This window comes from Aeromonas sp. QDB31 (assembly GCF_027707605.1).
Lineage (GTDB): Bacteria > Pseudomonadota > Gammaproteobacteria > Enterobacterales > Aeromonadaceae > Aeromonas > Aeromonas media.
Genome location: NZ_JAPCIX010000005.1, coordinates 190,364 through 216,122, shown reverse-complemented (window position 1 = coordinate 216,122; position 25,759 = coordinate 190,364). Strand labels below are relative to the sequence as shown.

The 25,759-nt window shown below is 61.7% G+C and carries 22 protein-coding genes; 7 read left to right on the top strand and 15 right to left on the bottom strand.

Annotation, left to right across the window (positions count from 1 at the left end; all coding sequences use genetic code 11):
• Both PG898_RS07745 and dbpA read right to left on the bottom strand, forming a co-directional pair.
• Positions 1 to 291, bottom strand: coding sequence for a YkgJ family cysteine cluster protein (locus PG898_RS07745; RefSeq protein ID WP_041206500.1), 291 nt, complete (start codon positions 289 to 291; stop codon positions 1 to 3).
• Positions 292 to 381: 90 nt separating this feature from the next.
• Positions 382 to 1,761 carry an ATP-dependent RNA helicase DbpA gene (dbpA, locus tag PG898_RS07740; RefSeq protein WP_270823585.1) on the bottom strand — a complete coding sequence of 460 codons (1,380 nt, stop codon included), beginning with the start codon at positions 1,759 to 1,761 and terminating at the stop codon, positions 382 to 384.
• Positions 1,762 to 2,290: 529 nt separating this feature from the next.
• Here dbpA and PG898_RS07735 point away from each other — a divergent pair.
• The gene (locus tag PG898_RS07735; RefSeq protein ID WP_043132584.1) at positions 2,291 to 3,496 is read left to right on the top strand and encodes a NupC/NupG family nucleoside CNT transporter; all 1,206 of its coding nucleotides are present in this window, start codon (positions 2,291 to 2,293) and stop codon (positions 3,494 to 3,496) included.
• A gap of 397 nt (positions 3,497 to 3,893) precedes the next feature.
• Here PG898_RS07735 and PG898_RS07730 read toward each other — a convergent pair whose 3' ends face one another.
• From PG898_RS07730 to PG898_RS07720, 3 genes are all read right to left on the bottom strand, one after another.
• On the bottom strand, positions 3,894 to 4,451 hold the full coding sequence (locus PG898_RS07730) for a cytochrome b/b6 domain-containing protein (RefSeq protein ID WP_270823586.1): 558 nt from the start codon (positions 4,449 to 4,451) through the stop codon (positions 3,894 to 3,896).
• A gap of 48 nt (positions 4,452 to 4,499) precedes the next feature.
• Positions 4,500 to 4,769, bottom strand: coding sequence for a PepSY domain-containing protein (locus PG898_RS07725; RefSeq protein ID WP_005332935.1), 270 nt, complete (start codon positions 4,767 to 4,769; stop codon positions 4,500 to 4,502).
• Positions 4,770 to 4,886: 117 nt separating this feature from the next.
• Complete coding sequence (locus PG898_RS07720) at positions 4,887 to 5,339, bottom strand: YaiI/YqxD family protein (RefSeq protein WP_005332933.1); 453 nt, start codon at positions 5,337 to 5,339, stop codon at positions 4,887 to 4,889.
• A 140-nt stretch (positions 5,340 to 5,479) separates the two neighbouring features.
• On the opposite strand from PG898_RS07720, the gene zntB reads away from it, so the two are divergent.
• Together zntB and PG898_RS07710 are read left to right on the top strand one after the other, a co-directional pair.
• Positions 5,480 to 6,445, top strand: a complete 966-nt coding sequence (zntB, locus tag PG898_RS07715) for a zinc transporter ZntB (RefSeq protein ID WP_042649396.1) — start codon at positions 5,480 to 5,482, stop codon at positions 6,443 to 6,445.
• Between the two features lie 9 nt (positions 6,446 to 6,454).
• Positions 6,455 to 6,973 (top strand): mechanosensitive ion channel domain-containing protein, encoded by a 519-nt coding sequence (locus PG898_RS07710; RefSeq protein WP_043132579.1) that lies wholly within the window; start codon positions 6,455 to 6,457, stop codon positions 6,971 to 6,973.
• Positions 6,974 to 7,012: 39 nt separating this feature from the next.
• Here PG898_RS07710 and PG898_RS07705 read toward each other — a convergent pair whose 3' ends face one another.
• The 8 genes from PG898_RS07705 to PG898_RS07670 form a co-directional block, all read right to left on the bottom strand.
• Positions 7,013 to 7,261 (bottom strand): hypothetical protein, encoded by a 249-nt coding sequence (locus PG898_RS07705; RefSeq protein ID WP_005332929.1) that lies wholly within the window; start codon positions 7,259 to 7,261, stop codon positions 7,013 to 7,015.
• 89 nt (positions 7,262 to 7,350) lie between these two features.
• A complete protein-coding gene (locus PG898_RS07700; RefSeq protein ID WP_270823587.1) occupies positions 7,351 to 9,138 on the bottom strand; it encodes a cation:proton antiporter in 1,788 nt (595 codons plus the stop codon).
• 132 nt (positions 9,139 to 9,270) lie between these two features.
• A complete protein-coding gene (locus PG898_RS07695; RefSeq protein ID WP_005332927.1) occupies positions 9,271 to 9,792 on the bottom strand; it encodes an MltR family transcriptional regulator in 522 nt (173 codons plus the stop codon).
• A 116-nt stretch (positions 9,793 to 9,908) separates the two neighbouring features.
• Complete coding sequence (locus PG898_RS07690) at positions 9,909 to 11,054, bottom strand: mannitol-1-phosphate 5-dehydrogenase (protein ID WP_042649400.1); 1,146 nt, start codon at positions 11,052 to 11,054, stop codon at positions 9,909 to 9,911.
• 37 nt (positions 11,055 to 11,091) lie between these two features.
• A complete protein-coding gene (locus PG898_RS07685; RefSeq protein WP_041206491.1) occupies positions 11,092 to 13,020 on the bottom strand; it encodes a PTS mannitol transporter subunit IICBA in 1,929 nt (642 codons plus the stop codon).
• 637 nt (positions 13,021 to 13,657) lie between these two features.
• Positions 13,658 to 15,673 carry an exoribonuclease II gene (locus tag PG898_RS07680; protein WP_270823588.1) on the bottom strand — a complete coding sequence of 672 codons (2,016 nt, stop codon included), beginning with the start codon at positions 15,671 to 15,673 and terminating at the stop codon, positions 13,658 to 13,660.
• 86 nt (positions 15,674 to 15,759) lie between these two features.
• Complete coding sequence (locus tag PG898_RS07675) at positions 15,760 to 16,659, bottom strand: LysR family transcriptional regulator ArgP (RefSeq protein WP_139751749.1); 900 nt, start codon at positions 16,657 to 16,659, stop codon at positions 15,760 to 15,762.
• Between the two features lie 243 nt (positions 16,660 to 16,902).
• Positions 16,903 to 17,529, bottom strand: coding sequence for an acyl-homoserine-lactone synthase (locus PG898_RS07670; RefSeq protein WP_041206489.1), 627 nt, complete (start codon positions 17,527 to 17,529; stop codon positions 16,903 to 16,905).
• A gap of 64 nt (positions 17,530 to 17,593) precedes the next feature.
• Here PG898_RS07670 and PG898_RS07665 point away from each other — a divergent pair, with 64 nt between their 5' ends.
• From PG898_RS07665 to PG898_RS07655, 3 genes are all read left to right on the top strand, one after another.
• The gene (locus PG898_RS07665; protein WP_005324972.1) at positions 17,594 to 18,376 is read left to right on the top strand and encodes a LuxR family transcriptional regulator; all 783 of its coding nucleotides are present in this window, start codon (positions 17,594 to 17,596) and stop codon (positions 18,374 to 18,376) included.
• A gap of 262 nt (positions 18,377 to 18,638) precedes the next feature.
• Complete coding sequence (lysE, locus tag PG898_RS07660; protein ID WP_005324974.1) at positions 18,639 to 19,259, top strand: L-lysine exporter; 621 nt, start codon at positions 18,639 to 18,641, stop codon at positions 19,257 to 19,259.
• A gap of 127 nt (positions 19,260 to 19,386) precedes the next feature.
• A complete protein-coding gene (locus PG898_RS07655) occupies positions 19,387 to 21,366 on the top strand; it encodes a bifunctional 2',3'-cyclic-nucleotide 2'-phosphodiesterase/3'-nucleotidase (RefSeq protein ID WP_270823681.1) in 1,980 nt (659 codons plus the stop codon).
• 134 nt (positions 21,367 to 21,500) lie between these two features.
• Here the strand turns inward: PG898_RS07655 and lpxL are convergent, their stop codons facing one another.
• Entirely contained in the window at positions 21,501 to 22,424 is a 924-nt protein-coding gene (gene lpxL / locus PG898_RS07650) for an LpxL/LpxP family Kdo(2)-lipid IV(A) lauroyl/palmitoleoyl acyltransferase (RefSeq protein WP_041206487.1), read from the bottom strand.
• Between the two features lie 253 nt (positions 22,425 to 22,677).
• On the opposite strand from lpxL, the gene hldE reads away from it, so the two are divergent.
• A complete protein-coding gene (gene hldE / locus PG898_RS07645; RefSeq protein ID WP_139751753.1) occupies positions 22,678 to 24,105 on the top strand; it encodes a bifunctional D-glycero-beta-D-manno-heptose-7-phosphate kinase/D-glycero-beta-D-manno-heptose 1-phosphate adenylyltransferase HldE in 1,428 nt (475 codons plus the stop codon).
• Positions 24,106 to 24,204: 99 nt separating this feature from the next.
• Here hldE and tolC read toward each other — a convergent pair whose 3' ends face one another.
• On the bottom strand, positions 24,205 to 25,530 hold the full coding sequence (gene tolC / locus PG898_RS07640) for an outer membrane channel protein TolC (protein ID WP_042649405.1): 1,326 nt from the start codon (positions 25,528 to 25,530) through the stop codon (positions 24,205 to 24,207).
• Positions 25,531 to 25,759 lie beyond the last annotated feature (229 nt).

The window sequence follows — 25,759 nt, the reverse complement described above, 5'->3', positions numbered from 1 at the left end:
TCATTCCAGCTTGATAAACCACTTGTCCCGTTCGTCGACGCAGTCGGGCTCGCCCATCTCGAATTCACGGCAGATCAGCGGTCGTACCTCATAGATGCGGCACATCATGGTGTTGCGGTCGAGCGCCGCACACCAGCCATCTTCCAGCCGGCGCATCACGGGGATCTCCCCTTCCCGATCGAGCACATAGCGATCCGGCACGCCGGTGTCGGTAAAGAGCATCACTTCGAGACGGCAGCAGCAGGCTTCACAGTTCTGGCAGCTCACATCGGTTTGGATTGCTTGGGTCATGGTGCCTGTCTTGCCGCATGGCGGCATCCAAATATATGAAACAGGCGCCTGTCAGGCGCCTGTGGTCTGGCCAATGGCTTGTAAAGAACCTTAGCCCAGTTTGCGGGCACGGTAGCTGCGCCCCTTGATCTTGCCTTCCTGCAGTCGCTTGAGGGCGGCGCTCGCTACCTGACGCTTGACTGCCACGTAGGAGTACTGCTCGGAGATCTGGATCTTGCCCACGTCGGCACCGGCAATGCCGCCTTCGCCGGTCAGCGCACCCAGGATATCACCGGCCCGCACCTTGGTCTTGCGGCCAGCATCGATGGAGAGAGTCACCATCTGCGGTGCAATCGGCTTGATCTCGCGACCTATGCTGTCGAGATCACCCAGCGGCATCGGGGCCTGCTGGTACTCCTCGATCAGGTTGACGCGTTGCGCTTCGCTGGGCTGATACAGGCTCAGGGCCAGGCCCTGCTGGCCGGCACGACCGGTACGGCCGATGCGGTGCACGTGCACCTCGGGGTCATAGGTCAGCTCGTAGTTGATGACGGCGCCCAGCTCCTTGATGTCGAGGCCACGGGCTGCCACGTCGGTCGCGACCAGGATGGTGGCGCTGCCGTTGGCGAAGCGTACCAGCACCTGATCCCGTTCCCGTTGTTCCAGATCGCCGTTCAGCGCCAGGGCCGAGAAGCCCTTGGCGGCCAGGTGATCGGCCACGTCGTTGCAGGCGCGCTTGGTGTTGCAGAACACCACGCAGGAGCCCGGCTGATAGTGGCTCAGCAGCCAGGTGAGGGCGTCGAGGCGCTGACCGGCCGGCACTTCATACAGCTTCTGTTCGATGGCGCTGCCCTCGTGCAGGGACTCCACGCTTACCTCGACCGGGTTGCGCTGCACGCCGCGGCTCATCTGGGCGATCCCCTCCGGATAGGTGGCGGAGAACAGCAGGGTCTGACGGCGCTCGGGTGCATAGCTGATGACCCTGTTGATGTCTTCGCCAAAGCCCATGTCCAGCATGCGATCCGCTTCGTCCAGCACCAGGGTCTCCAGGCTGGAGAGTTCCAGGGTGCCCTGCTCCAGGTGCTTGAGAATGCGGCCCGGAGTGCCAACGGCGATGTGGGCACCGAAGCCCAAGGTGGCAGATTGCGGTGCGGTCGGGGTGCCGCCACACAGGGTCACCAGCTTGACGTTCGGCAGGGCGCGGGCCAGACGACGGATCTCCTGGGCCACCTGATCCGCCAGCTCGCGGGTCGGACAGAGCACCAGGGCCTGTACGTCGACACGGTTGATGTCGAGGCGGGAGAGCAGGCCGAGGGCGAAGGCGGCGGTCTTGCCACTGCCGGTTTTTGCCTTGGCAATCAGGTCTTTGCCTTCGAGTACCAGAGGCAGGCTCTGAGCCTGGATCGGGGTCATCTGCAGATAGCCCAGGCTGGTGAGGTTCTCTTGCAGGGCGGGGGAGAGATTGAGGCTGCTAAATTCGCTGTTGTTCACAAAAGGACTCTATTTCGGAGAAAACGGGGATGCGCGAACGCTAAGGCCGCGCATCATACCAGAATGTGACACCGGATGTGGCGGATTTTTGAACGGTTGACCCAGCGCAACCTCAACGTGGGCTCATCCGTCGCCATGGCGACAGAGAGGTGCCACGGGGATGGCTCGAGGTGAATGTTTACGGTATCCAGGTAATTATTTATCAAGGGTAAACGTTTTCTGTTCTGGTTGATTAAATATCATGGCTGAAACATGAGTAATATTTGAATACGAATGTTGCGGGAGTGATAATGAAATATTGATCGGCACTACCGCCGCAACCGAAATAAACATAAGTTAATGTTTTTTAAAGTTATTTGTATTTTCGTTGCGCGATTAATAACCCGTTTCCGCTTAATTAATTTAAAAACGTTTGTATTATCTCGCATACATATTATTGAGTCGGATTGTGATGGCTATCTGATTTTTAAATATACGATTCTTTATGATGGCGCCGGTCAAAAATAACAATTCACTGGGTGCTACTGGTATGGAATACGTTCACTTTGTGCTTGGACTCGTGATGGTCCTCGCGCTGGCGTTGCTGGCAAACCGCCACAACTGGAAACAGATTAAACTGCGCTATATCGGCCAACTGCTGGTGGTCGAACTGGCGTTGGCCTGGTTCATGCTGAACTCCGAAGTGGGTCTGGCTGTGGTGGGTGGCTTCGCCGCCGGCTTCACCAAGTTGATGGAGTTTGCCAAACAGGGTACCGACTTCGTGTTCGGTGGCCTGGTCAACGAAGGGGCCTTCTCCTTCTTCCTGATGGTGCTGATGCCCATCGTCTTCATCTCGGTGCTGATCGGCATCCTGCAGTACATTCGTCTGCTGCCCATCGTCATTCGTGGCATCGGTACCGTGCTGGCGAAGATCAACGGCATGGGCAAGCTGGAGTCCTTCAATGCCATCAGTTCGATGATCGTCGGCCAGTCCGAGAACTTCATCGCGCTCAAGAACACACTGCCGCACCTGAACGAGAAGCAGATGTACACCCTGGCGGCGACGGCCATGTCCACCGTCTCCATGTCCATCGTCGGTGCCTACATGCAGCTGATCGAGCCCCGTTACGTGGTGGCCGCGCTGGTGCTCAACATGTTCAGCACCTTTATCGTGCTGTCCCTGATCAACCCGTACGAGCCGGACAATACAGTGACCGACGCCAAGGCGCTGGCCGAGGGTGACGAGCACCACACTCCGAAGAAAGAGAACTTCTTCGAGATGCTGGGGGAGTACATCATGGCCGGTTTCTCCGTGGCCGTGATAGTGGCTGCCATGCTGGTGGGGTTCATCGCCCTGATCGCCCTGGTCAACTACCTGTTCGAGCTGGCGTTTGGCGTCAACTTCCAGTACGTCATGGGTTACCTCTTCTATCCGATCGCCTGGATCCTGGGTATTCCGAGCGGTGAAGCGCTGCAAGCCGGCTCCATCATGGCGACCAAGCTGGTGACCAACGAGTTCGTGGCCATGATGGATCTGGGCAAGATTGCTGCCGGGCTCTCCCCGCGCACCGTCGGCATCCTCTCCATCTTCATGGTGTCGTTCGCCAACTTCAGCTCCATCGGCATCATCGCCGGTGCAGTGAAGGCACTGAACGAAGAGAAGGGCAACATGGTCTCCCGCTTCGGTCTGAAGCTGGTGTACGGCTCCACCTTGGTGAGTCTGCTTTCCGCCGTGATCGCCGGTGTGATGATCTGATCGCGCCTCGCCATCACCACGACAAACCCCTGCCTCGGCAGGGGTTTGTTTTTGGGACGACCCGGCCGCCGGTCGCGGTGTTTGAGGGGCCAGAACAACCGTAGGCTGGGGAAAGTGGGCCTGTCTCCCGACCGGTGGCTGAGGTAGCCAATAATGAGTGCATCCTTGCCCCCGGTTTGCAGCGGGGCGCGGGGCGGCGTTGTGGGTATGGGTTGTCACGGGCTGGCGTCGGCCAGGGCCGGCGCCAGCAGGAATGTGTGGGGGATCAGGGGCTGGTGACGGGAAACCGCAGGTACCTTGGGGCTGTCGTGATGGTCAGCACGGGGGCATGGCGGCGCATCTTTCCTGTGTCGCGGGCCATTGCAGCAAAAAACCGGGGCCGGGGGCGGCCCGGTCATTAACTGCGCGGATCTTCCACCTTGGCATCGGCGGGTACCCGTTTTTTGCCCAGTACCATGGCGCGCACCAGGTCGCTGCGGGTGAGACGATCGGTCAGGATCACCACAGCCGCATGGACGCCGACGGCGGCCATCAGGGTGTTGGCAATGGTTCCGTGCAACTCCTCCAGCCAATCCTCACCCCAGAAGGCATCCCAGGTGGTGAGCCAGCCTGTGACGACGGTACCGACCAGCGACAGCAGCAGCAGCCAGATCATCAGAGCCCCGACCGGGTTGTGGCCCAGGTAATAGGGGTGGCGACCTTGTGCCAGCTGGCGCAGGTAATAACGAATGCGGGCTGGGGTCGGCCACCACTGGCCGAAGCGGGCGTAATGGGGGCCGACTATGCCCCACAGCAGGCGGATGATGAGCAGGATGCCCACCGCGTAGCCGGCATATTTGTGGGGCTTGCTGCCCTCTTCCAGGATGAAGAAGTTGAGCAGGCAGAGGGTGACGGTGGCCCAGTGAAACACCCGGATAAGGGGATCCCAGACTTTCACTTCAGACGGGGTTGTCATGGCAAGGTTCCATCAAAGGGGTCGGAGACAGACGAGCCCATGGCAGGGTTATTCGTCAATCTCTTCTTTCACTTTCTTCAGATCGGTCGGGTCGAAGTAGATCTCGACCTTGCGTTTGTCCTTGTCCCAGCCGTAGATCTCGTAGCAACTGGTCTTGGTCACCTTGAACTTCTTGATGTCGTAGCCCATCGCCTTGATCTGCTGTTGGGCATCTGCTTCGCTCAGCCACTTGCTCTTGTCGGTCTGGGTACACTGGGGGTCGGCCAGAGCGGCGCCGCTCAGCAGGGGGATCAGTAACAACAGAGGGGTCAGTTTCATGTGTGCTCCTTGGGGTGGTTGGGTCAACAGCCACAAGGTTAGTCCACAAGCCTTAAGAAAAAATTAAGCGAAAAGGGAAATGAATGAGCCTCCCCTGCGGCAAGCCGGGGAGAGGCATCAGCTGAGCTTGCCCTTGAGCAGCCATTTGTCGAGGGCATTGGCGAAGCGCTGTTTGTCGGCGGCATTGAAGGGGGCCGGGCCGCCGGTCTGCACCCCGGCCGAGCGCAGCTCTTCCATGAAGTTGCGCATGCCGAGCCGGGCCTGGATGGTCTCTCGGGTGTAGATCTCGCCACGGGGATTGAGCGCCTCGCCGCCGGCATCGATGACCCAGGAGGCAAGCGGAATGTCGCCGGTGATCACCAGATCGCCGGGCTGCACCTGCTGGGCAATGACATGATCCGCCACATCGAATCCCTTCTCCACCTGCTGGGTCTTGATGAAGGGGGAGGGGGGAACCCGCAGCCCCTGATTGGCCACCAGGGTGGTGACGACCTGGGCGCGGTGGGCGGCGCGGTAGAGGATCTCCTTGACCGGAATGGGGCAGGCATCGGCATCGACCCAGATGGGCATGGCATGGTTTCCTGTAGTTGAAACGGGCATAAAACGAGAGCTGCGATGGTAGCACAGACGTACCCTTCCCGGTGCGGAGCTGAGTCGGCCCCCGCTTTCGTGTAAGCTGGGGCCTGAGCATGAAACGAGAAGGAAACGAGATGGATCGGGTGCCCAGTGACGTAATTTATGGCCTGACCCTGGATGGCAAGGGGGGGATGACCCCACTGGCCGCAGGCAGCGAGATCCCGGCGGCGCAGCCCAGCTGGGTGCATCTGGATTACGGCAATCCAGAGTCGGCGCGCTGGCTGTTGCAGACGCCCTTGCTCAATGACGCCGCGCGTGAATCCCTGCTCGGCCAGAGCAACAGACCCAAACTGGTGCGGATGGGGGAGACTGTGCTGCTGATCCTGCGTGGCATCAATCACAACAAGGATCACAGGCCCGAAGAGATGGTGGCGCTGCGCATCTACATTACCCCGGATTTCATTCTCAGCAGTCGTCGTCGTTCCCTGTTGTCGGAAAAAGATGTCTTCCAGCAGTTGGTGCTGGGGGGCGGCGCCATCTCTAGCGCCGACTGGCTGGTGGAGATCTGTGATGCCCTGACCGACAGGGCGGGGGAGTTTGTCGAGGAGCTGCACGATCAGATCCTGGAACTGGAAGAGATAGTGCTGATGCGTGAACTGCCCGCCAATGGCCGACTGGCACGGATCCGCAAGCAACTCATCATGATCCGTCGTTACCTCTCTCCTCAGCGGGATCTGGTGGCGCGCCTCGCCAACGAGAAGCTCAGCTGGCTGGATGAGGATGACCGCCGTCGTCTGCTCGACATCGCCGACCGGTTGCGTCGCTGGCTGGACGATCTGGATGCCGGGGTGGCTCGCTCCGCCGTGCTGGCGGACGAGATCAACAACCTGACGGCAGAGGCCACCAACCGCCGTGCCTACCAGATGTCGGTGATGGCGCTGATGTTCCTGCCGGCCAGCTTCCTGACCGGTCTGTTTGGCATCAACCTGGGTGGCATTCCCGGGGCCGAGAGCCCGACGGCCTTCTGGGTCTTCTGCGGCTCCCTGCTGGCGCTGGCGACCGGGCTGGCGGTCTGGCTCAAATATCGACGCTGGTGGTAAGGAACGCACATGACGACATGGGAATCCTTTGGCGTGACCCTGCTGCTGTTGCTGGGACACACCCTGATCCGCGGCCTCATTCACAAGAGCCTGATGGCGCTCGGCCAGAGCCGGCAGGTGAGCGAAAACCGGGTGCTCTACGTGGAGCATGTGTTCCACTTCCTGCTCGGCTGCGCAACCCTGCTGATCCTGGCGGGGGTGTGGGGGCTCGACTTCTCCCGGCTGGTGGTGCTCGCGTCTTCCTTCTTCGCCGTGCTGGGTGTCGCCATGGTGGCCCAGTGGTCGATCCTCTCCAACATCACCGCCAGCATCACCATCTTCTTCGCCTTCCCCTACAAGATAGGCGACCGGATCCGCATCCTCGACAAGGATGACTCAGTCACCGGCGTCATCACCGAGATAGGCCTGTTCTACCTGAGGGTGCGGGATGACAACGGCGATCTGGTGACTTACCCGGCCAATCTGATCCTGCAAAAGCCGGTCAGGCGGCTGGAGAGCAAGGACGCCGAGCCACTGCAGCCGGAATGAGAAAAGGCTCCCTCGGGAGCCTTTTTGCTGGCATCTGTCTCAACGCTCGAAGAAGCGATAGAGGTGCTCTACCTGGATGGGGCAATCGGCCACGAGGTGGATATGGTCGCGGGCCTCCTCGGTTGAGGAGAAACTCATCGGGCAACCCAGAGTGTCCGTCATCATGTAGAGATGGCCGTCCTGACCCCGAAACTCCACTACCCAGCCGGGGGAGATGATGTCATGCATGATCTCCGCCTCCTTGAACCTGTGCTGCTGATGAAACGCACGCAATTCGCTGACTGTCATGACACCCTCCTGTGACTCATGGCGCCACCCTCAAGTCTAGTCGCCCGCAGTGGTTGCAGGTGCCGAAAGCCGGCTCGCCGGATGGCGCATCAAGCCGCCTGGGGCTCCCGTGGCGGCTGCATGGCGATCAGCAGTTCCCCTGCCAGGGGGACAACGGGACCGGTGACGACCCTGGGCTTGCCCCTGGCATCGACGATGAACAGGGGAATGGCGCCGGGATTGGCGTCCTGATACTGGCTCCAGTCAAAGGCGTCGCTCAGCCGGGTCGCCCTGATCTGGCCACCCCGGCTCAGCAGGCCGCTCAGGCGGGCGAAATTCATCTCTGGCCCGAACAGATCCTGGCGTGCGCGGAAGGTGGCGCTCTCCCGGTTCGCCTTGCCGTGCTGCTCGCTGGAGCGCAGGGAGTGGACCTTATCCTCCCCGTACAAGTGGGCAAAGTGCAGCACCCCGAGGGCGTTGTTGTGTCGGTTGGGTGAAAGCGCCAGCACCGTATGTATGCTGGTGAGGGGCAGGTGCAGCTCGGCGTGTTCCGATTGCGGATTGCCAAAGTAGCAGGGCAGGCCGCTCATGCGGGCCAGCTTGCAATGTTCCCAGGCCGGATCGGAGAGATGGACCGGGATGCCCTGATCCGCCAGCGCCCGGCCTATGGCACGAGCCACCGAATTGGCGCCGATCAGCAGCCAGGTGTCGGGAGCGCTCTGGCGCATGCCGAGCAGTCTAGCCAATGGGGTCGCCGTCAGGCTCTGCAACACCACGGTGAAGATGATGACGGCAAACACCAGGGGCACCAGCTTGTCGGCATCTTCAATGCCGGCCTCGTGCATGCTGATGGCGAAGGAGGCGCTGACCGCCGCCGCCACTATGCCCCGGGGAGCTATCCAGCCGAGCAGGGCCCGGGCGCGCCAGGGGAGATCCGATCCCAGGGTCGAGACCAGGATGCAGAGCGGGCGGGCCACGAACTGCACCACGCAGAGCAGCACCAGCACCATGGGGCCGAGTTGCCAGAGCTGCGCCAGATCGAGTCGGGCCGCCAGCAGGATGAACAGGGAAGAGATGAGAATGACGGCGAGATCCTCCTTGAAGGCCAGCACCTCCTCCAGATCCAGTCCCTCCTGGTTGGCGAGCCAGATGCCGAACACGGTGACCGCCAGCAGGCCGGATTCGTGGCTGAGCCAGTCCGACAGGGTGAAGGTGACCAGCACCAGCGCCAGCACCCCGAACTTGTGCAGGCTGACCGGCAGCCAGTCCTTGCGCATGATCAGGGTGGTGATCCAGCCGGCTGCCACCCCGATGAGGGAGCCGACCCCCACCGTCTTGGCCAGGGCCAGCAGGGTGTGATCGATGAGATCCCCCTGGCTGCCGAGGCGAACCGCCTCGAACACCAATACCGCAAACAGGGCACCGATGGGATCGATGACGATCCCCTCCCAGCGCAGGATCTTGTCCACCTCCCGCACCGGCCTGATCACGTTGAGCATGGGGGCGACTACGGTCGGGCCGGTCACCACCAGCACGGCGCCGAGCACCATGGCGACCCGCCAGTCCAGGCCCAGCAGCCAGTAACTGGCGGCGCCGATGACGGCGAAGCTGACCAGCATGCCGGTGGAGCAAAGGTTGCGCACCACCTTGCCTATCCCCTTGAGTTCGGTCAGGTGCAGGGTCAGCGCCCCTTCGAACAAGATGATGGCGACCGAGAGCGACACCAGCGGAAACAGCAGCTCTCCGAGCAGGGCGTCGGGGTCTAGCATGCCCGTCATCGGGCCGAGCAAGAGGCCGCTCAGCAGCAGGAACAGGATGGCGGGGACGCGCAGTGACCAGGCGAGCCACTGTGCCAGCAGCGAGATCAGGGCGATCCCGGCCAGGGAGAGTGCAATCATGCCAACCTCGAGTGGGTGATGGGGTTGGACCTAGTGTAGCGGGGAAGGAGAGCAAATTGACACCCGGTAGAGGTGGCCTCGGGGAGGCCGGGATCTCGGATGCCTGGTCAGATCCTTAGCGGACTGGCCTGATCAGATGGGGCTCTCTTTGTGGAGTTCGGTGACGCAGTCGGTCACCGCCAGCACCAGTGCGGAGCGCACCATCTGATCGAGCCGGTTGAGCTGCATTTGATAGAGGGGCCAGTCCTCCTCATTGGCCGGGGGATCCTGCGGCATCATGCTGGTCTGATGGATGGCATGCAGGCGGCCTAGCAGGTCGCGGATCGGCTTGTCGCTGAAACGGTAATCCTTGGGGTCGCGTACCAGAAAATCGCGGATCTTCAGGTAGGCTTCGAGATCCTGATAGCGCTCGAGGGAGATGAGGCCGAGGGCGAAGATGAGCTTGAGGCGCACCTCCAGCTGACCGAGGGGGCCGCTCTGGTTGAGCAGGGGCTCGATGGCGTATTTGACGGCATACTCCTCCTGGCGGAACGCGCGCCGCATCAGGGAGTCGACCGCCTCTTCCAGGATGGTCACGACCTCGAGAAAGAAGCCGCGGGGGCCATCCTGCTCGTTCAGTCGCTCCAGTACATCATCTTCCTGGTGTGTGGTCATAGGTGTTCAGGGTCCGGCTGACTGGGAGAGAGCCAGGCTCTCTCCCGGTTTTTATCATATGGGGCATAGTGACCATTTCGCCGTGTGATGGCGGTTGGCCCTTAGGCCCCATGGGGTCACTTCAAATTGTCATAACGGGCGACGATGGCGCGCACGATCTCGCTCTCTTCCTCCAGCCCGGTCACCCGGGCCAGGGTCCTGGCAGGGCCCAGCTCTGCCAGCAGGGCCTGCAATTCCACCGCCTGGGGATCATCGTCGTTGCGATAGAGCAGCGCCGCGGCTATGCCCTCCTGCAGGTGATCGCTGGGCAGGCCGTACTCCAGGGTGCCGAGCAGCGGCTTCACCAGTCTGTCCCCCGCCGCCAGCTTGCGCAGTGGCTGACGGCCGACCCGGTCGATTTCATCCACCAGATAGGGGTTGGCGAAGCGGGACAGGATCTTCTCGATGTAGGCGGCGTGTAGGCGCGGATCGAAGCCGTAGCGTTTCACCAGCACGGCTCCGCTTTCCTCCATGGCGCGGCGCACCTTGCTGCGGATCACCGGATCCTCGATCGCCTCGCGCACGGTGCGGTAACCCCTCAGCTTGCCGAGGTAGGCGGTGACGATGTGCCCGGTGTTGAGGGTGAACAGCTTGCGCTCGACGAAGGCCATCAGGTTGTCGGTGGGCTCCATGCCCGCCACCTGGGGCAGCTCGCCCTTGAACTGGGTCTGGTCGACGATCCACTCGCTGAAGCTCTCCACCGTCACCTCCAGCGGATCATCGTTGGCCGCGGCAGGGGGAACGATGCGATCCACCGCCGAGTCGACGAAGCCGACGCAGTTGTCGAGGGTGGCATGATACGCGACCGGCAGGTACTTGAGTACCTCCTGCTTGAGGTGGCTGGTGCCGCGCACCATGTTCTCGCAGGCGATGACGTTGAGGGGGGTCAGGTTGCCAGCATCGAAACGGGCCTGCAGCCCCTTGGCCAGGGTGCTGGCAATCTTGTCCAGGATGTTGGGCCCGACCGCAGTGGTGACCAGATCGGCGGTGATGATGCGAGCGATCACCTCGTGTCCGGCGGAGCTGACCGCGGCCACGTTGCGTACCACATCCAGCTTCTGATCCGTGCCTACCACGTGCACCTTGTACTCCTGGCGGTGGTTGAGCTGGTCGATCAGGGTTTCGTTGACGTCGGCGAAGGTGACCTGATGGCTGGCGTCCGCCAGCAGTTTTCCGATGAAGCCACGACCGATATTGCCGGCACCAAAATGCAATGTTTTCATGATTTTAACCTCTACAACCAAAGACGATGAAGGATGATTACGCGGCCTGTTCGGCGCCCAGCAGATCCAGGAACTCCTGGGGATCCTGGGTACTGGCCAGCCGGTCGATGAGACCGGGTTCATCCAGTGCATTGGTCAGACGGGTTATGACCTGCATGTGTTCGTCATTGCGGGCGGCGATGCCGATCACCAGGCGTGCCACTTCATCGGCGTCCTCGCCAAAGGCGACCCCGGCCGGGTACTGGCAGATGACGATGCCGGTACGCTTCACGTGTTCCTTGGCGGCTATGGTGCCGTGGGGGACGGCGATGGACTCGCCGAGGTAGGTGGAGACCAGTTGCTCGCGCTCCAGCATGGCGTTGACGTAATCCGGCGCCACGTAGCCCCGCTCCGCCAGCAGCTTGCCGGCAGCCCGGATGGCGGCCTCCTTGTTGTCGGCCTTGAGGCCCAGGTGCACGTCCTGCAGGCTCAGGGTGAAGACCTCGGCCGCCTGCGGCTCGTAGCTGTCGTCGTTGGCCGCCACCAGCAGTTGCGGGTTGGCCACGTCGTCGTTGGCCGCGTTGGCCAGGCTGAGGTTTTGCACCAGCTCCTGATAGAGGGCGTTGTCGAGGAAATTGGAGAGGGAGATGTGCTGCGCATGCGGTGCATGACGGCGAGCACGGTCAGTGAGATCCTTGTGGGTGATGACCAGATCCACCTGATCGTCCAGGTTGTTGATGGCACGGTTGGTGACGCTGATGTCGAGACCGGCAGCCTGCACCCGCTTGCGCAGCATGCCGGCGCCCATGGCGCTGGAACCCATGCCCGCATCACAGGCGACCACGATGTTGCGCACTGCGGTCAGCTCGGCACCCGGCTTCTTGGCCGCTGTGGTCTCGGGCTTGGCGCCCTTCATGGCCTTCATCTTGCGAGTGGCTTCACCCAGGGCGTCGGCCTCGTCGGCTTCCGGCTGCTGGGCACGCACGAACACGGCGGCGACCAGGAAGGAGACGGTGGCCGAAGCGATGATGGAGAGCAGCACCCCGATGAGGGAGGCTTTCGGTGTCATCAGCAGCACGGCGAAGATGGAGCCCGGGGAGGCGGGGGAGACCAGACCTGCGTTGAACAGGGTCAGGGTGAAGACCCCGGTCATGCCACCGGCAATCACCGCCAGGATGAGGCGCGGGTTCATCAGCACGTAGGGGAAGTAGATCTCGTGGATGCCACCGAAGAAGTGAATGATGGAGGCACCAGCGGCGGACTGCTTGGCGGCGCCACGACCGAACACCATGTAGGCCAGCAGCACGCCCAGACCCGGACCCGGGTTCGCTTCGATCAGGAAGAAGATGGAACGACCCTGTTCGGTGGCTTGCTGGATCCCCAGCGGCGAGAAGATGCCGTGGTTGATGGCGTTGTTGAGGAAGAGGATCTTGGCCGGTTCGACAAAGATGGAGGTCAGCGGCAGCAGGCTGTGGGCGACCAGGAAGTCGACACCGCCGGCCAGGGCGCCGGAGAGCACCTTGACGAAGGGACCGATGACGAAGAAGGCGAGGATGGCGCACAACATGCCGATGATACCGGCGGAGAAGTTGTTGACCAGCATTTCGAAGCCGCTCTTGACCCGGCCCTCCATCGCCTTGTCGAAGCGCTTGATGGCCCAGCCACCGAGCGGGCCGACCATCATGGCGCCCATGAACATGGGGATGTCGGTCCCCACGATGACGCCCATGGTGGTGATGGCACCGACCACGGCACCCCGCTCACCCCCGATCAGCTTGCCGCCGGTGTAGCCAATCAGCAGCGGCAGCAGGTAGGTGATCATGGGACCGACCAGCTTGGCCAAGGTTTCGTTTGGCAGCCAGCCGGTGGGGATGAAGAGGGCGGTAATGAAGCCCCAGGCGATGAAGGCGCCTATGTTGGGCATGACCATATTGGACAGGAAGCGTCCAAAATTCTGTATCTTGACTTTGGTATCCGGTGATAACATGTCGGGACCCCGTTTTAAGCCTGTGTGATTAAAAGTGGTAGTCGGGATGACTGGTTTTGCCGAACCCCCATCCCTGTCGTCTAAGCAACTTCAATCTACCAGCTTGTGATCAAATTAGGCTGAAAACGGGGCATCTTGTGATGCACCTCTCGTTTACCCCCATCCCCCCCCTTCAACAACAGAGATCCCGATCACATTCGGACGCTGTGCTTCGGCTACATTTCGATCTTCTTGGTCAAAACACCGTTATTTTTGTGATGAATATCACCATTTGGTGTTTGCGCAAATGCCGTGTCAATGTGATTTCAATCACAAATATTAATTTTGCATTCAAATGAGTCATGTGGTGACGAGGGAAATCCCAGGGTCCTGACGATGGATCTTGCCCATATTGATGGTCATGAGCGATGAATGTTCTATTTTGTAACCCACTTTCAGGCTTTCGCCACATGAGGTGGCGCATCAGCCTCTCATGCGGGCGTGGAGCGCCATCGAGCTGGAATGGCAAGCCGACGACGGTCGTAACCAGCAGCGTGTCAGGGTGCCCTGCCAGGGGAAGCTAACTACAAGGAGCAGGTGTGTGAAAAAAAGCCCGCAAGATGCGGGCTTTTTGGTGGTCAGCGGCTGGCGGGCAGGCTTATTCGCTCTTGGGGTCAGCCTCGGTCGATGCCTCTTCCACGGCCGGGGCGACCGGTGCAGGGCCAGGCACCAGAGCCACCGCCGGTTTGGCGATGAGGGAGCGGGTCTCTTCCACCGCCTCGCTCAGCTTCACCTCGATGATCTGACCAAGCTCATAGACCACTTCGGTCTTGTCCAAGTAGACACGACCGTTGTCCCAGTTGCACTCCAGCCTGTCCTTGTTGTCCAGGATATGGCGAGCGGGCATGAAGACCACGGCGCCGTTCTCCTGAAGGCGCAGCTTGAGGCCAGCCCGCATCACGTCGATGATCTCGGCGTTGAACACCTGATCGGTGCCAGCGGCAGCCTGGAGGTAACGGACATAGAGCCAGTCGCCGATGTCACGCTCCACCCTGCGGTGCAGGCGGCGACACTCAGTCAGGTGCTCGGTCAGCTCGGTGCTAGGACGCTCACCCGGGGTCTTGCCGGCGATGACGGCCTTGAGCAGACGATGGTTGACCATGTCGCCGTATTTGCGGATAGGCGAGGTCCAGGTCGCGTAGGCATCCAGCCCCAGGCCGTAGTGGGCACCCGGCTCGGCGGACATCAGGGCATAGCTCTGGAAGCGGCGGATCTTGCCGTCCAGCCAGCGGGTGTCCAGGCTGTCGATCCAGCGGCGCAGGGCACAGAAGCCGGACAGGCTGGCGATATCTTCCTTCTCGAACGGCGCCTCGGCGCTCTTGAGCAGGTCGATGGCGCCGTCGAGCGACTCCTCGTCAAAACCGGTGTGGACGTTGAAGATGCCGTAGCCGACGCTCTTGCCCAATACGCGACCGGCGCAGATGTTGGCGGCGATCATCGACTCTTCGATCATCCGGTTGGCGATGCGACGGGGCTCCACGTGGATGGCCAGCACGGCGCCGTTCTCACCCAGCTCGAAGTCGTAGTCGGGGCGGTCCGGGAACACCAGGGCGTGCTCGGTACGCCACTTGATACGCGCTTCTGTCATGGCCTTCATCAGGGGCAGCTGGGCCATGACGCCTGCGTCTATGTCCAGCGCCTTGCCGTGCTCTGCCCAGTCGGAGACCTCGTCATAGTTCAGACGAGCGTGGGAGACGATGCGGGCGGCGAAGAATTCGGTCTCTTCCAGCAGCAGGCCGTCCTCGGCGATCAGCAGGCGGGCGCACAGGGTGTTGCGCTCCTCCCCCTCTTTCAGGGAGCAGAGCTCGTCGGAGAGGGTGCGGGGGATCATGGGCACGTTGCGGCCCGGCATGTAGACGGTGAAGGCGCGCTTGGCGGCTTCCTGGTCCAGCTCGCTGCCTTCGGCCACATAGGCGGTCGGGTCGGCGATGGCGACCAGCAGCTCCCAGCCGTTGTCCAGCTTGGTGATGGCCAGGGCATCATCCATGTCCTTGGTCTTGGCGCCGTCGACGGTGAAGAAGGGCACCTGGGTCAGATCGCGACGGGGCAGCTCTTCCTCTTCGATCACCTTCCACTCCGGCAGGTCAGCCGGTTCTATTTGAGCCAAGCTGTGCCGTGCCAGCACCACCCACCAGGGCACGTTGTGATCATCCTTGTCGGCGATGAGCTGGGTGATCTCGGCGGAGAAATTGCCATCCACCAGGGCGTGGCGCTTGAGGGTCGCCACCACCCAGTCCCCTTCCTTGAAGGACTTTTCGTCCAGACCCTTCTTGGCGCGGGCCTTGATGGCGTCCTTGATGAGGGGGTGATCAGGCACCACGTTGAGGCGGTCGCGGAACATCTTGACGCGGCCGACGAAGCGGACCACGGCCTGCTCCAGCAGAGCATCCGGCTCGGCCACTTCCTTCTCTTTCTCGGTACGGATCAGGGCGCTCACCCGGTCACCGTGCATCACCTTCTTCATGTAGGGAGGCGGCACGAAATAGCTGGTCTTCTCATCGACCTCCAGGAAGCCGAAGCCCCGATCGGAGGCGCGAATCACACCCTCTTTCTTGGGGATGTTTTCGCGGATTTGTTGCTTGAGCTGGGCCAGCAGCGGATTGTCTTGGAACATAAGTGAGGAACCTGAGTGGAGACCTGATGAAGAATCGCCCAGCACTATACGTTTTTACCCCTCCAAAGCCAAGGTGAATGGCCTGCTCAGCGGGGTTGCAGTGCCCGGCGACCCTGCTCGATCAGGCGTTGGGAGATCTGCTTGTGCAGCCCCCGCTCCAGCACCCAGCGGTGCCAGTAGAGGCGCTCGATGAGGTGATTGTCCGGGCTGAGATCGAGCAGCAGCCCCTGTGCCAGCTGCTGGCGGATCTGCAACTCGGGGATGAGACAGCAGGCGAGCCCCTGCTCGGCCATGGCGACGAAGGCTTCCGACGAGCGCACCGTGTGGCAGGGGTAACCGCCGGGGGCCAGGGCGAAGTGACGGGCCATGAAGCTGACGTGCATGTCGTCGCGCTGATCAAACGCCACTGCCGGTGCCTTGGCCAGCGCCGCCGGGGTGAGCCCGCGGGGAAAGTGGCGGGCGACGAAGGCGGGGCTGGCGGTCAGCAGGTAGCGCATCTCGCCGAGCTCGTCGACGCAGCAGCCTGCCAGCGGCTGGGGTTGCAGGCTGACGGCGCCGAATGCCTGGCCCTCACGCACCCGGTCTAGGGTGCGGCTCTCGTCATCCACCAGCAGGTTCAGCTCTATGGGGTGCTGCTCCAGCAGCGGCGCCAGGGCGGGCAGAAACCAGGTGGCCAGGCTGTCGGCGTTGACGGCTATGCTGATCCGGATCGGCGCCTGGGGTTCGCTGGGGGAGAGTTCCCCCGCCAGCTCCAGCTCCAGCTGGCGTACCTGGCGGTAGTGGGCCAGCAACTTCTGTCCGAGGGCCGTGGCCTGCAAGGGCTGGCTGCGGATGATCAGCGGCTCTGCAAACTGCTGTTCCAGCTGCTTGATGCGCTGGGAGATGGCGGACTGGGTGATGTGCAGACGCTGGGCGGCGCGCTCGAAGTTCTGCTCCTGCATCACGGCATCCAGCGCCAGCAGCAGCTTGTAGTCCAGCGTCTTCATCAGCATTCCTTATCAGAGAAGGGGATTGAACAAGGATGCTACTGGAGTGATGGCGGCAGGACAACCTGGCCGACACTGGCGGGTGCCCCGTGCAGGGTATCCCGGGCCTGTCACTGTGAGATGTGACAGTAGCGACAGAATGAGATTCATAAGATACTCATTTGGTCCGTTTTTGCATGGGGTGGAAGCGGGCCATAGCGAGAGTTTTGGTCCCGGGTGTCAGCCCGGGACTTTTTTATGGGGTCAGCTCATGCCGAGCAGCTCTCCTGCCGGTACGTACTCCCCCCGCAGTGGGCGGTTGACGGCGCGTTCGAAGCGCTCGTCCAGATGGAAGCGGATCCCGACCCCGCGTACCGCCCCCAGATCCACCGCCTGACGGTGACCGAGCCGCTCGATGGGCAGGCCGAGGCGGCGGAAGATGCGCTCCACCGGCAGGCTGACCACGGCGACCAGCTCCCGGATCCCTTGCTCCCTGGCGAAGGCATGGACCTCCCGAAAGATGACGCAGGTCAGTTCGCTGATGCCGTTGTCGAGCATGGGCGCACGGCCGGCATCGATGGCGAGGCGGGTCAGCTCCCAGACATCGGCGCCGCAAGGGGCCCGTTCGCCGGCGAGGGCACCGGGAAAGATGCTGGGCAGCATGTAATCCTGGGCACAGCTGAGCAGCCTGATGCAGCCGCACAGACCCTGCTCATCGTCAATCAGCACCCAGTGGGTATCGGGTTTGTCGAAGCTGTCCCGCTCCAGACCCCGGTGGGACTCCACGTCCCAGCCGAGCCGATCGGAGAAGACTCGCTTGCGAAAGCGATAAAGCTCGTTTTCGACCTCCCATCTGGGGTGTTCTCTCAATTTTCCTTTGAAAACAAGCATTCATGTCTCTCCATTTCATGGTTAGGCGCTATAATCCAAGGCCTTGGCCAGGGGAGGCTAGCCTATGACACGCGACCAACTGCTTGAGTATCTGGAACATTTCACGCTGGTAACGGATGGAAACCGGCTGGCCGAGCTGATCGGCCGCTTCACCCTGGGAATGGGCTACGACTACTATCGCTTTGCGCTCATCCTGCCCATGTCGATGCAAAGGCCCAAGGTGGTGTTGTTCAACCAGTGCCCGGACTCCTGGGTGCAGGCCTACACGGTGAACAACATGCTGGCCTGCGATCCCATCATCCAGCTCGCCCGCACACAGACCCTTCCCATCTACTGGAACCGGCTGGACGAGAAGGCGCGCTTCCTGCAAGAGGGGAGCATGGATGTGATGGGGCTGGCGGCGGAGTTCGGGCTGCGCAACGGCATTTCGTTTCCGCTGCACGGGGCGGCGGGGGAGAACGGCATACTGTCGTTCATCACCCGGGAGCGGGCGTCCAGCGACCTGCTGCTCGAGTCCTCGCCCATTCTCTCCTGGATGTCCAACTACATCTTCGAGGCGGCGATCCGGATAGTGCGCCAAAGCATGAGGGAGGATGATCCCCAGGAGGCCCTGACGGAAAGGGAGACCGAGTGCCTGTTCTGGGCCAGCGACGGGAAGACATCGGGGGAGATCGCCTGCATCCTCGGGATCACCGAGCGCACCGTGAACTATCACCTCAACCAGGTCACCCGCAAGACGGGGTCGATGAATCGCTACCAGGCCATCGCCAAGGGGGTCAGCAGTGGCATCCTGCTGCCGAATCTGGAGCAGGTCGTGGTCACCAACTTCCCCAGACTGTTGCAGTGAATACAGGCCCGGCGGCACCGGCTCGTCGCCTGACATCCCCTCTGTCGCCATCACCGCTGTCCTGCGCCGCCCCATCCTGCCGCCGATTCTCGGGGCGGGCCCCCGGGGCCACAATTGTCAGATCCTGCAATTGACAGTCTGCCAGGCATCGTTTTTCGCCCCGTGTTATCAGTTTTTTGAATGCATCAGAAAATGAATGAATTTCTCTGATTTCATGCCTCCCCTTATAGTGCGGCCAGATCTCCCACTCAAAGGTTTGTCCATGTTCGCGACCACACTGCAAGGCTTTACCCTCGGCCTTGCCATGATCATCCCCATTGGCGCCCAGAACGCCTTCGTGCTGAGCCGGGGCATTCACCGCAACCACCATCTGCTGGCGGCGACCCTCTGCTGCCTGTGCGATCTCGTGCTGATCGGCATAGGAGTGTTTGGCGGTGCCAACCTGCTGGCGGCCAGCCCCATCGGGCTGGCGCTGCTGACCTGGGGCGGCGTGCTGTTTCTCGGCTGGTTCGGGGTGCGATCCCTTGGCAGTGCCTGGCGCGGGCAGGGTGCAGCCCTGGCGGACTCTCCCCAGCTGATGGGGGTCAAGAGCGTGCTGGCCATGACGCTGGGGGTGACCCTGCTCAACCCCCACGTCTATCTGGATACCCTGATGCTGCTCGGCTCCTTCGGCAGCCAGTTTGCCGAGGATCTGCGGCCCGCCTTCGCGGCCGGAGCCATGCTGGCCTCCCTGGTCTGGTTTTACGGGCTGGCGGTCGGGGCGGCGGCGCTTTCCCCCTGGCTTGCCCGAGGCCGGGTACAGCAAGCCATTGATCTTGTTGTCGGTCTCATCATGCTGGTGCTGGCGGTCAAGCTGGCCAGCGGGGCATGGATGGCCTCATAAGGCTATTTTTGTGCCGTGCTTCATAAAAATGAGTCCCGGCTTCATCTGCTGACATATTCGTCTGTTAAATTCCCGCCGCTGGTAAAGCGTTACTCATAATAAAAGGGAAAATACAGTGAATAACTCCATGAAGCTGGGGGCCATCGCCGCCATCGTGCTGCTAACTGCCTGCAGCAATGAAAACGACAGCAAGGCGCAGCCGGGGACCGTCTCTCTGCGCCTGATCCAGACCTCCGACATCCACTCCAACGTGCTGGGGTATGACTACTACCAGAATAAGGAAGACCGCAAGTTCGGCCTCTCCCGTACCGCCCTGCTGATCCGCGCCGCGCGCGCCGAAAATCCCAACAACCTGCTGCTCGACAACGGTGACCTGATCCAGGGTACGCCGCTGGCGGACTACATCTTCGAGCAGTCCGGTGCCGGCTACCTCGAGAAGCAGGCCCACCCGGTGTTCAAGGTCATGAACGAGCTCGACTATGACGCGGGCAACCTCGGCAACCACGAGTTCAACTACGGGCTGGATTACCTCGGCAAAGTGCTGTCGGGGGCCGAATTCCCCTATGTGAACGCCAACGTGTTCGAGGCTGGCGCCTTCAAGCGCGACGCCAAGGGACAGATTGACTGGAGTGGCAACAAGTTCACCCCCTACCTGCTGCTGGAGCGCCAGGTCACCGATGACAAGGGCCAGCTGCAGACCGTCAAGGTGGGCATCCTGGGTCTGACGCCGACACAGGTGTTGCAGTGGGACAAACGTCATCTGGAAGGCAAGGTGGTGGTGGCCGACATGGTCGAGACCGCCAACCACTATGTGCCCGAGCTGCGTGCCAAGGGGGCCGATCTGGTGGTAGTGGTTGCCCACACCGGCATCAACGCCAACAGCTATGAGGCCATGATGGAGAACTCCGCCTGGCATCTGGCCAAGGTAAAGGGGATAGATGCCCTGATGCTGGGTCACGCTCACAAGAACTTCCCGGGTGATTTCCCTGACTTGCCAGAGGTGGACAATCAGGCCGGTACCCTGAGCGGTATCCCGACTGTGATGCCCGGCTACTGGGGCAACCACCTCGGCATCATCGATCTCAAGCTGGAGCAGGTGGACGGCAAGTGGCAGGTGAAGCAGAGCCAGGCCAGCCTGCGCAAGATCGACTCCAGTGAGGGCAGTGCCGTGGATCAGCGGGTGGTGGATCTGGTGCAGGCGGATCACGACGCCACCAACCAGTGGCTGGACGAGCCGCTTGGCAAGATCACCTCTCCCATCCACAGCTTCTTCGCCCTGGTGCAGGACGACCCTTCGGTGCAACTGGTGAGCGATGCCCAGCGCCGCTACGCCGAGCAACTGCAACAAGACGGTCTGCTCAAGGAGCCCTACCCCATCCTGTCGGTGGCGGCCCCCTTCCGCGGTGGTCGCAACGGCATCAATGACTTCACCTATGTGGCTCAGGGGGACATCTCCCTGCGCAACGTCTCCGACCTCTACATCTACCCGAACACCCTGCAGGTGGTCGAGGTGAACGGGGCCACGGTCAAGGAGTGGCTGGAGATGAGCGCCGGCCAGTTCAACCGGATCGACGCCAGCAAGACAGAGGTGCAGTGGCTGGTGAACGAAAGCTTCCCCACCTACAACTTCGATGTGATCGACGGGGTGAGCTACGAGGTGGACATCACCCAGCCGGCCCGTTACAGCAAAGAAGGGCTCAAGGTCAGTGACGGTCAGCGCATCAGCGGGCTCACCTTCAATGGCCAGCCCATGGATCCGGCCCAGAAGTTCTACGTGGTGACCAACAACTATCGCGCCAGCGGCGGCGGTCATTTCCCGGGCATCGACGGCAGCAACATAGTGCACGAAGATCCCTCCGAAACACGAGAGATCATCGCCCAGTACCTGAAGGCCCAGTCTGCGGAGAACCCGGCTGGCTTCAGCCCGGCGGCCAACAACAACTGGCACATGAAGGCGCTGCCCGCAGGCGTTGACGTGCGTCTCTACTCTTCCCCGGGTGAGGAGGCCAAGGCTCTGGCCGGTGCGGATCTGGCGTACCAGTCCACCCTGCCGATGGATGACGCCAAGCATCCCGGTTACGCCATCTACCGCTTGGTCCGCCAGTAATTCGGTGGTGAAAAGCAGATAACAAAAGCCCTCGCACTGCGAGGGCTTTTTCATTCCTGACCGAAGGGGGTTATCTCAGTAGTCACCGGGATCCTCTGGGTCGGAGCGGGTCTTGAGGGAGCAATGCATGCCTCTCAGTAGTAACCTGCGTCTTCAGGGTTGGGGCGGGTCTTGAAGCGGCGATGCAGCCACATGTACTGCTCGGGGGCCTTGCGCACGGCGGCTTCAATCTCTCGGTTGGCGCGGGCGGCATCGGCCAGGTCGTCGCCGCTCGGGTAGTCTTCCAGCGGCGCCCCTATGTGCAGGGTGTAGCCGTCCTGGGTGCGGATGTTGTAGCAGGGCAGGGTGACGGTGTTCTTGACCCGGGCCAGGGTGGCGGTACCGGTGATGGTGGCCGCCTGCTCCACCGCGAAGTAGGGCACGAAGACGCTGGCGTGGCTGCCGTAGTCGTGATCCGGCGCGTACCAGAGGGCGTCGCCGTTGCGCAGCGCCTTGATCATCCCCTTCACGTCCATGCGATCCACCAGGTACTTGTTGGAGGCGCAGCGACCGTGGTACTGGGCATACTCCAGCACCGGATTGGTGTTGGGGCGATAGACGCCGACCCCGGGGCGTACCAAACCGAAGCAGCGGGCGTTGAGCTCAAGAGTGAGGAAGTGGCAGGAGAGCAGCAGCATGCCCTGACCCTTTTCGATGGCGTCGATGACATGCTCTTCCCCCTCCACCTTCATCAGGCGGCGCATCCGCCAATCCGGCCAGAACCAGGCCATGCCCACCTCGAAGATGGCGCAGCCCACGCTCTCGAAGTTCTGTTTGAGCAGGGTTTCCCGCTGATCCCGGCTGAGCTCGGGCATCGCCAGCTCCAGGTTGCGACGGGCAATCTTGACGCGGGATTTCAGTACCTTGCGGGCCAGGGTGCCGAGCTGACGACCCAGCCACATCTGGCTGCGCCAGGGCAGCAGCACCAGCAGCCACAGCAGGCACAGACCGAACCAGCTGCCCCAGTAACGGGGATGGAACAGACGGGGTTCGAGGCGGGGAGCATGTTCTTGGGCCATGAAGAGTCTCTTGTTCACAAAGGCAAGGAAGGGAGCCCAGCCGACACGGGGCTATCGGTGCCCGTGGATAGGCTGTCACTCGCAATCTGGGGATTCTATCCGAAAAACGGGGGCGGGTGCGAATCGCCATCACCTGGTCAGAGGGGTCAGGCGGGGAGCACCATGGCGGGCATGGCAGTGCTTTTTTCACGTCCCGGAAAAGAGTGTGATAAAATCGCCCGCTGAAATTTTCAGGTTTTGAGAGCCGATACAGATGAAAATCACCCTGCCCGAGTTTGAGAAAGCCCGCGTTCTGGTCGTTGGCGATGTCATGTTGGATCGCTATTGGCATGGCCCCACCGGCCGGATCTCCCCCGAGGCGCCGGTGCCCGTGGTCAAGGTCGAGCACATCGAGGAGCGCCCGGGTGGCGCCGCCAACGTGGCCCTGAACTCCGCCGCCCTGGGTGCCCAGGCCGTGTTGCTCGGGCTGACCGGCCAGGATGAGGCCGCCGATGCTCTGGCTGGCCAGATGGCAGGGGTCAAGGTCGCCTGTGATTTCGTTCGTCTGACCGACTACCCGACCATCACCAAGCTGCGGGTGCTGTCCCGCAACCAGCAACTGCTGCGCCTCGATTTCGAAGAGGCCTTCCACGACGTGGATGCTAGCCTGCTGATGGGCAAGGTGGAGCAGGCGCTGCCAGGGGCCGACGTGATGATCCTCTCCGACTACGGCAAGGGCGCCTTGAACGACGTGCCTGGCATGATTGCCCGCGCCCGCGCCGCTGGTATCCCGGTGCTGGTGGATCCCAAGGGGACGGATTTCGAGAAGTATCGCGGCGCCACCCTGCTGACCCCCAACATGTCCGAATTCGAGGCCGTGGTGGGCAAGGTGAAGAGCGAAGAGGAGCTGGTCGCCAAGGGGCTGGAGCTGGTCAAGCGCTTCGAGCTGGACGCCCTGCTGGTGACCCGTTCCGAGAATGGCATGACCCTGATCCGCGAAGGGCAGCCCGAGCTGCACCTGCCGGCCCAGGCTCACGAAGTCTATGACGTCACCGGTGCCGGTGATACCGTCATCTCCACCCTGGCGACCTCCCTGGCCGCCGGCATGAGCCTGGACGAGGCCTGCGCCTTGGCCAATACCGCCGCCGGCATCGTCGTTGGCAAGCTGGGTACCTCCACAGTGAGCCCGGTGGAGCTGGCCAACGCCCTCTACACCGAGCAGGAGACCGGCTTTGGCGTCATGTCCGAGGCCCAGCTCAAGGTGGCCGTGCAGGCCGCCCGCCTGCGCGGCGAGAAGGTGGTGATGACCAACGGCTGCTTCGACATCCTGCATGCGGGCCACGTCTCCTACCTGGCCAATGCGGGCAAGCTGGGGGATCGCCTGATCGTTGCGGTCAACACCGATGAGTCCGTGCGTCGTCTCAAGGGGCCGGGCCGTCCGGTCAACCCTACCGAACGCCGTATGACTGTGCTGGCGGCGCTGGGTGCCGTGGACTGGGTGGTGCCCTTCGCTGAGGACACGCCCCAGCGACTGATCGCCGAAATCCTGCCAGACCTCTTGGTCAAGGGGGGCGACTACAAGCCCGAAGAGATCGCCGGCTATGCCGAAGTGACCGCCAACGGCGGCGAGGTGCGGGTGCTGAACTTCGAGGACGGCTGCTCCACCAGCGACATCATCAAGACCATTCGCGAGCGCGGCTGAGGCGAACTAACGTGACCATTGTCGGCGCCCTCGGGAGCCGGTAATCAGGCAGCAAAAAGGCGACCCGGGGGTCGCCTTTTTTCATGCCGTGAATCCGGCTCAGGACTTCTTGGTGACCTGGGCGGCGGGCATCAGGCCCTGGTTCACGTCTTCCAGATCCTTCTGCTCCAGTATGCCGGCGGCCTGCTTGAGGGAGAGGATGCTGAGGATGTAGTTGTAGCGGGCCTCGGAGAGCTTCTGCTTGGCCTGGTACAGCTTGCGGGTAGCGTCCAGCACGTCGACTATGGTGCGGGTACCCACTTCATAACCGGCTTCGGTTGCCTTGAGGGCGCTGTCGGCGGAGATGACGGACTGGCCGTAGGCACGCACCGAGCCGATGCTGGCGTTCACGTTGTTATAAGAAGAACGCACCGTGCTCTGCACCGAACGGAAGCTGCGCTCCAGCTGCTCGCTGGCGGCCACGTAGTTGAACTGGGCCTGCTTGACCTGGGAGGTGGTAGCACCCCCGGTGTAGAGCGGCAGGTTGAAGTTCAGGCCGATATTGCCCTGATTGCTGTTGCTCTCGGGGTTGCGGATCTCGTCCTTGTAGTCGTTGTAACCGGCGGAGAGGCCGGCGCCCAGATCCAGGGTCGGCTCGTGACCCGTCTTGGCCAGGTCGATCTGCTCCTTGGCGATGTCCTTGCCGATGCGGGCGTTGTGCAGCTCAAGGTTCTTGTCCAGTGCCAGCTCCAACCACTTGTCAGAGTTGAACGGCGTCTTCTGCGGGGCGAAACGCTCGGTGTTGAGCACGTCCAGTTGGCGATGATCGATGCCGGTCAGCTCGCGCAGGCTCTCATAGCTGTTGTCCAGGGTGTTCTCGGCATTGATCTCGTCTGCCAGCGCCTGATCGCGCTCGGCCTCGGCCTCATGCACGTCGGTGATGGCGGTCAGGCCCACTTCGAAGCGCTGCTGAGTCTGTTCCAGTTGACGCTCAACCGCGACCTTGTTGGCGCGAACAAATTCCAGGGTGTCCATCGCCTTGAGCACATTGAAGTAGGCCTGGGCGGTACGCAGCATCAGATTCTGGTACTCGAGGTTGTAGCTCACGTCGGACTGGGTGGCACTCTTCTCGGTCAGGTCCAGGTTGACCCAGTTGCTGCGACGGTAGATGGACTGATCCAGTGTCACTGAGCCGGTGGCGCCGCTGTTGGTCTGGGTATCGTCCTTGTTCTGCAGATAGTTCAGGCCGGCACCCAGATTGATCTGTGGCAACAGGGCTGCGCGGGATTCGTTGATCTTCTCGAAAGCCTGGTCTCGCTTGGCCTTGGATTCCAGCAGTTGGGTATCCTTGACTTGGGCTTGTTGGTAGATTTCGAGCAGGTTTTCGGCATGAGCGGCACTGCTCACACCCAGCATCACCATGACTGACAAGAGTGTTCTTTTCATATGATAGTTTTAACCTTATATATCAACCCAAAGCTGTCCGCTGGATGAGGGGGGATTGTCATCGACCAAGCTTGATTTCAGCTTAACCACTCTACTATAAGCAGATTTCATTGCGAACTGTCTCTTTTCCAGCGACAGAAACGTCAAGAGTCAGGGCGAGTTTTCTCGGCAACGCGCCTAGCCAAATGTCCTGTGGCTGCTAAAATCCATCCCTCATCGTCGGCGAGAG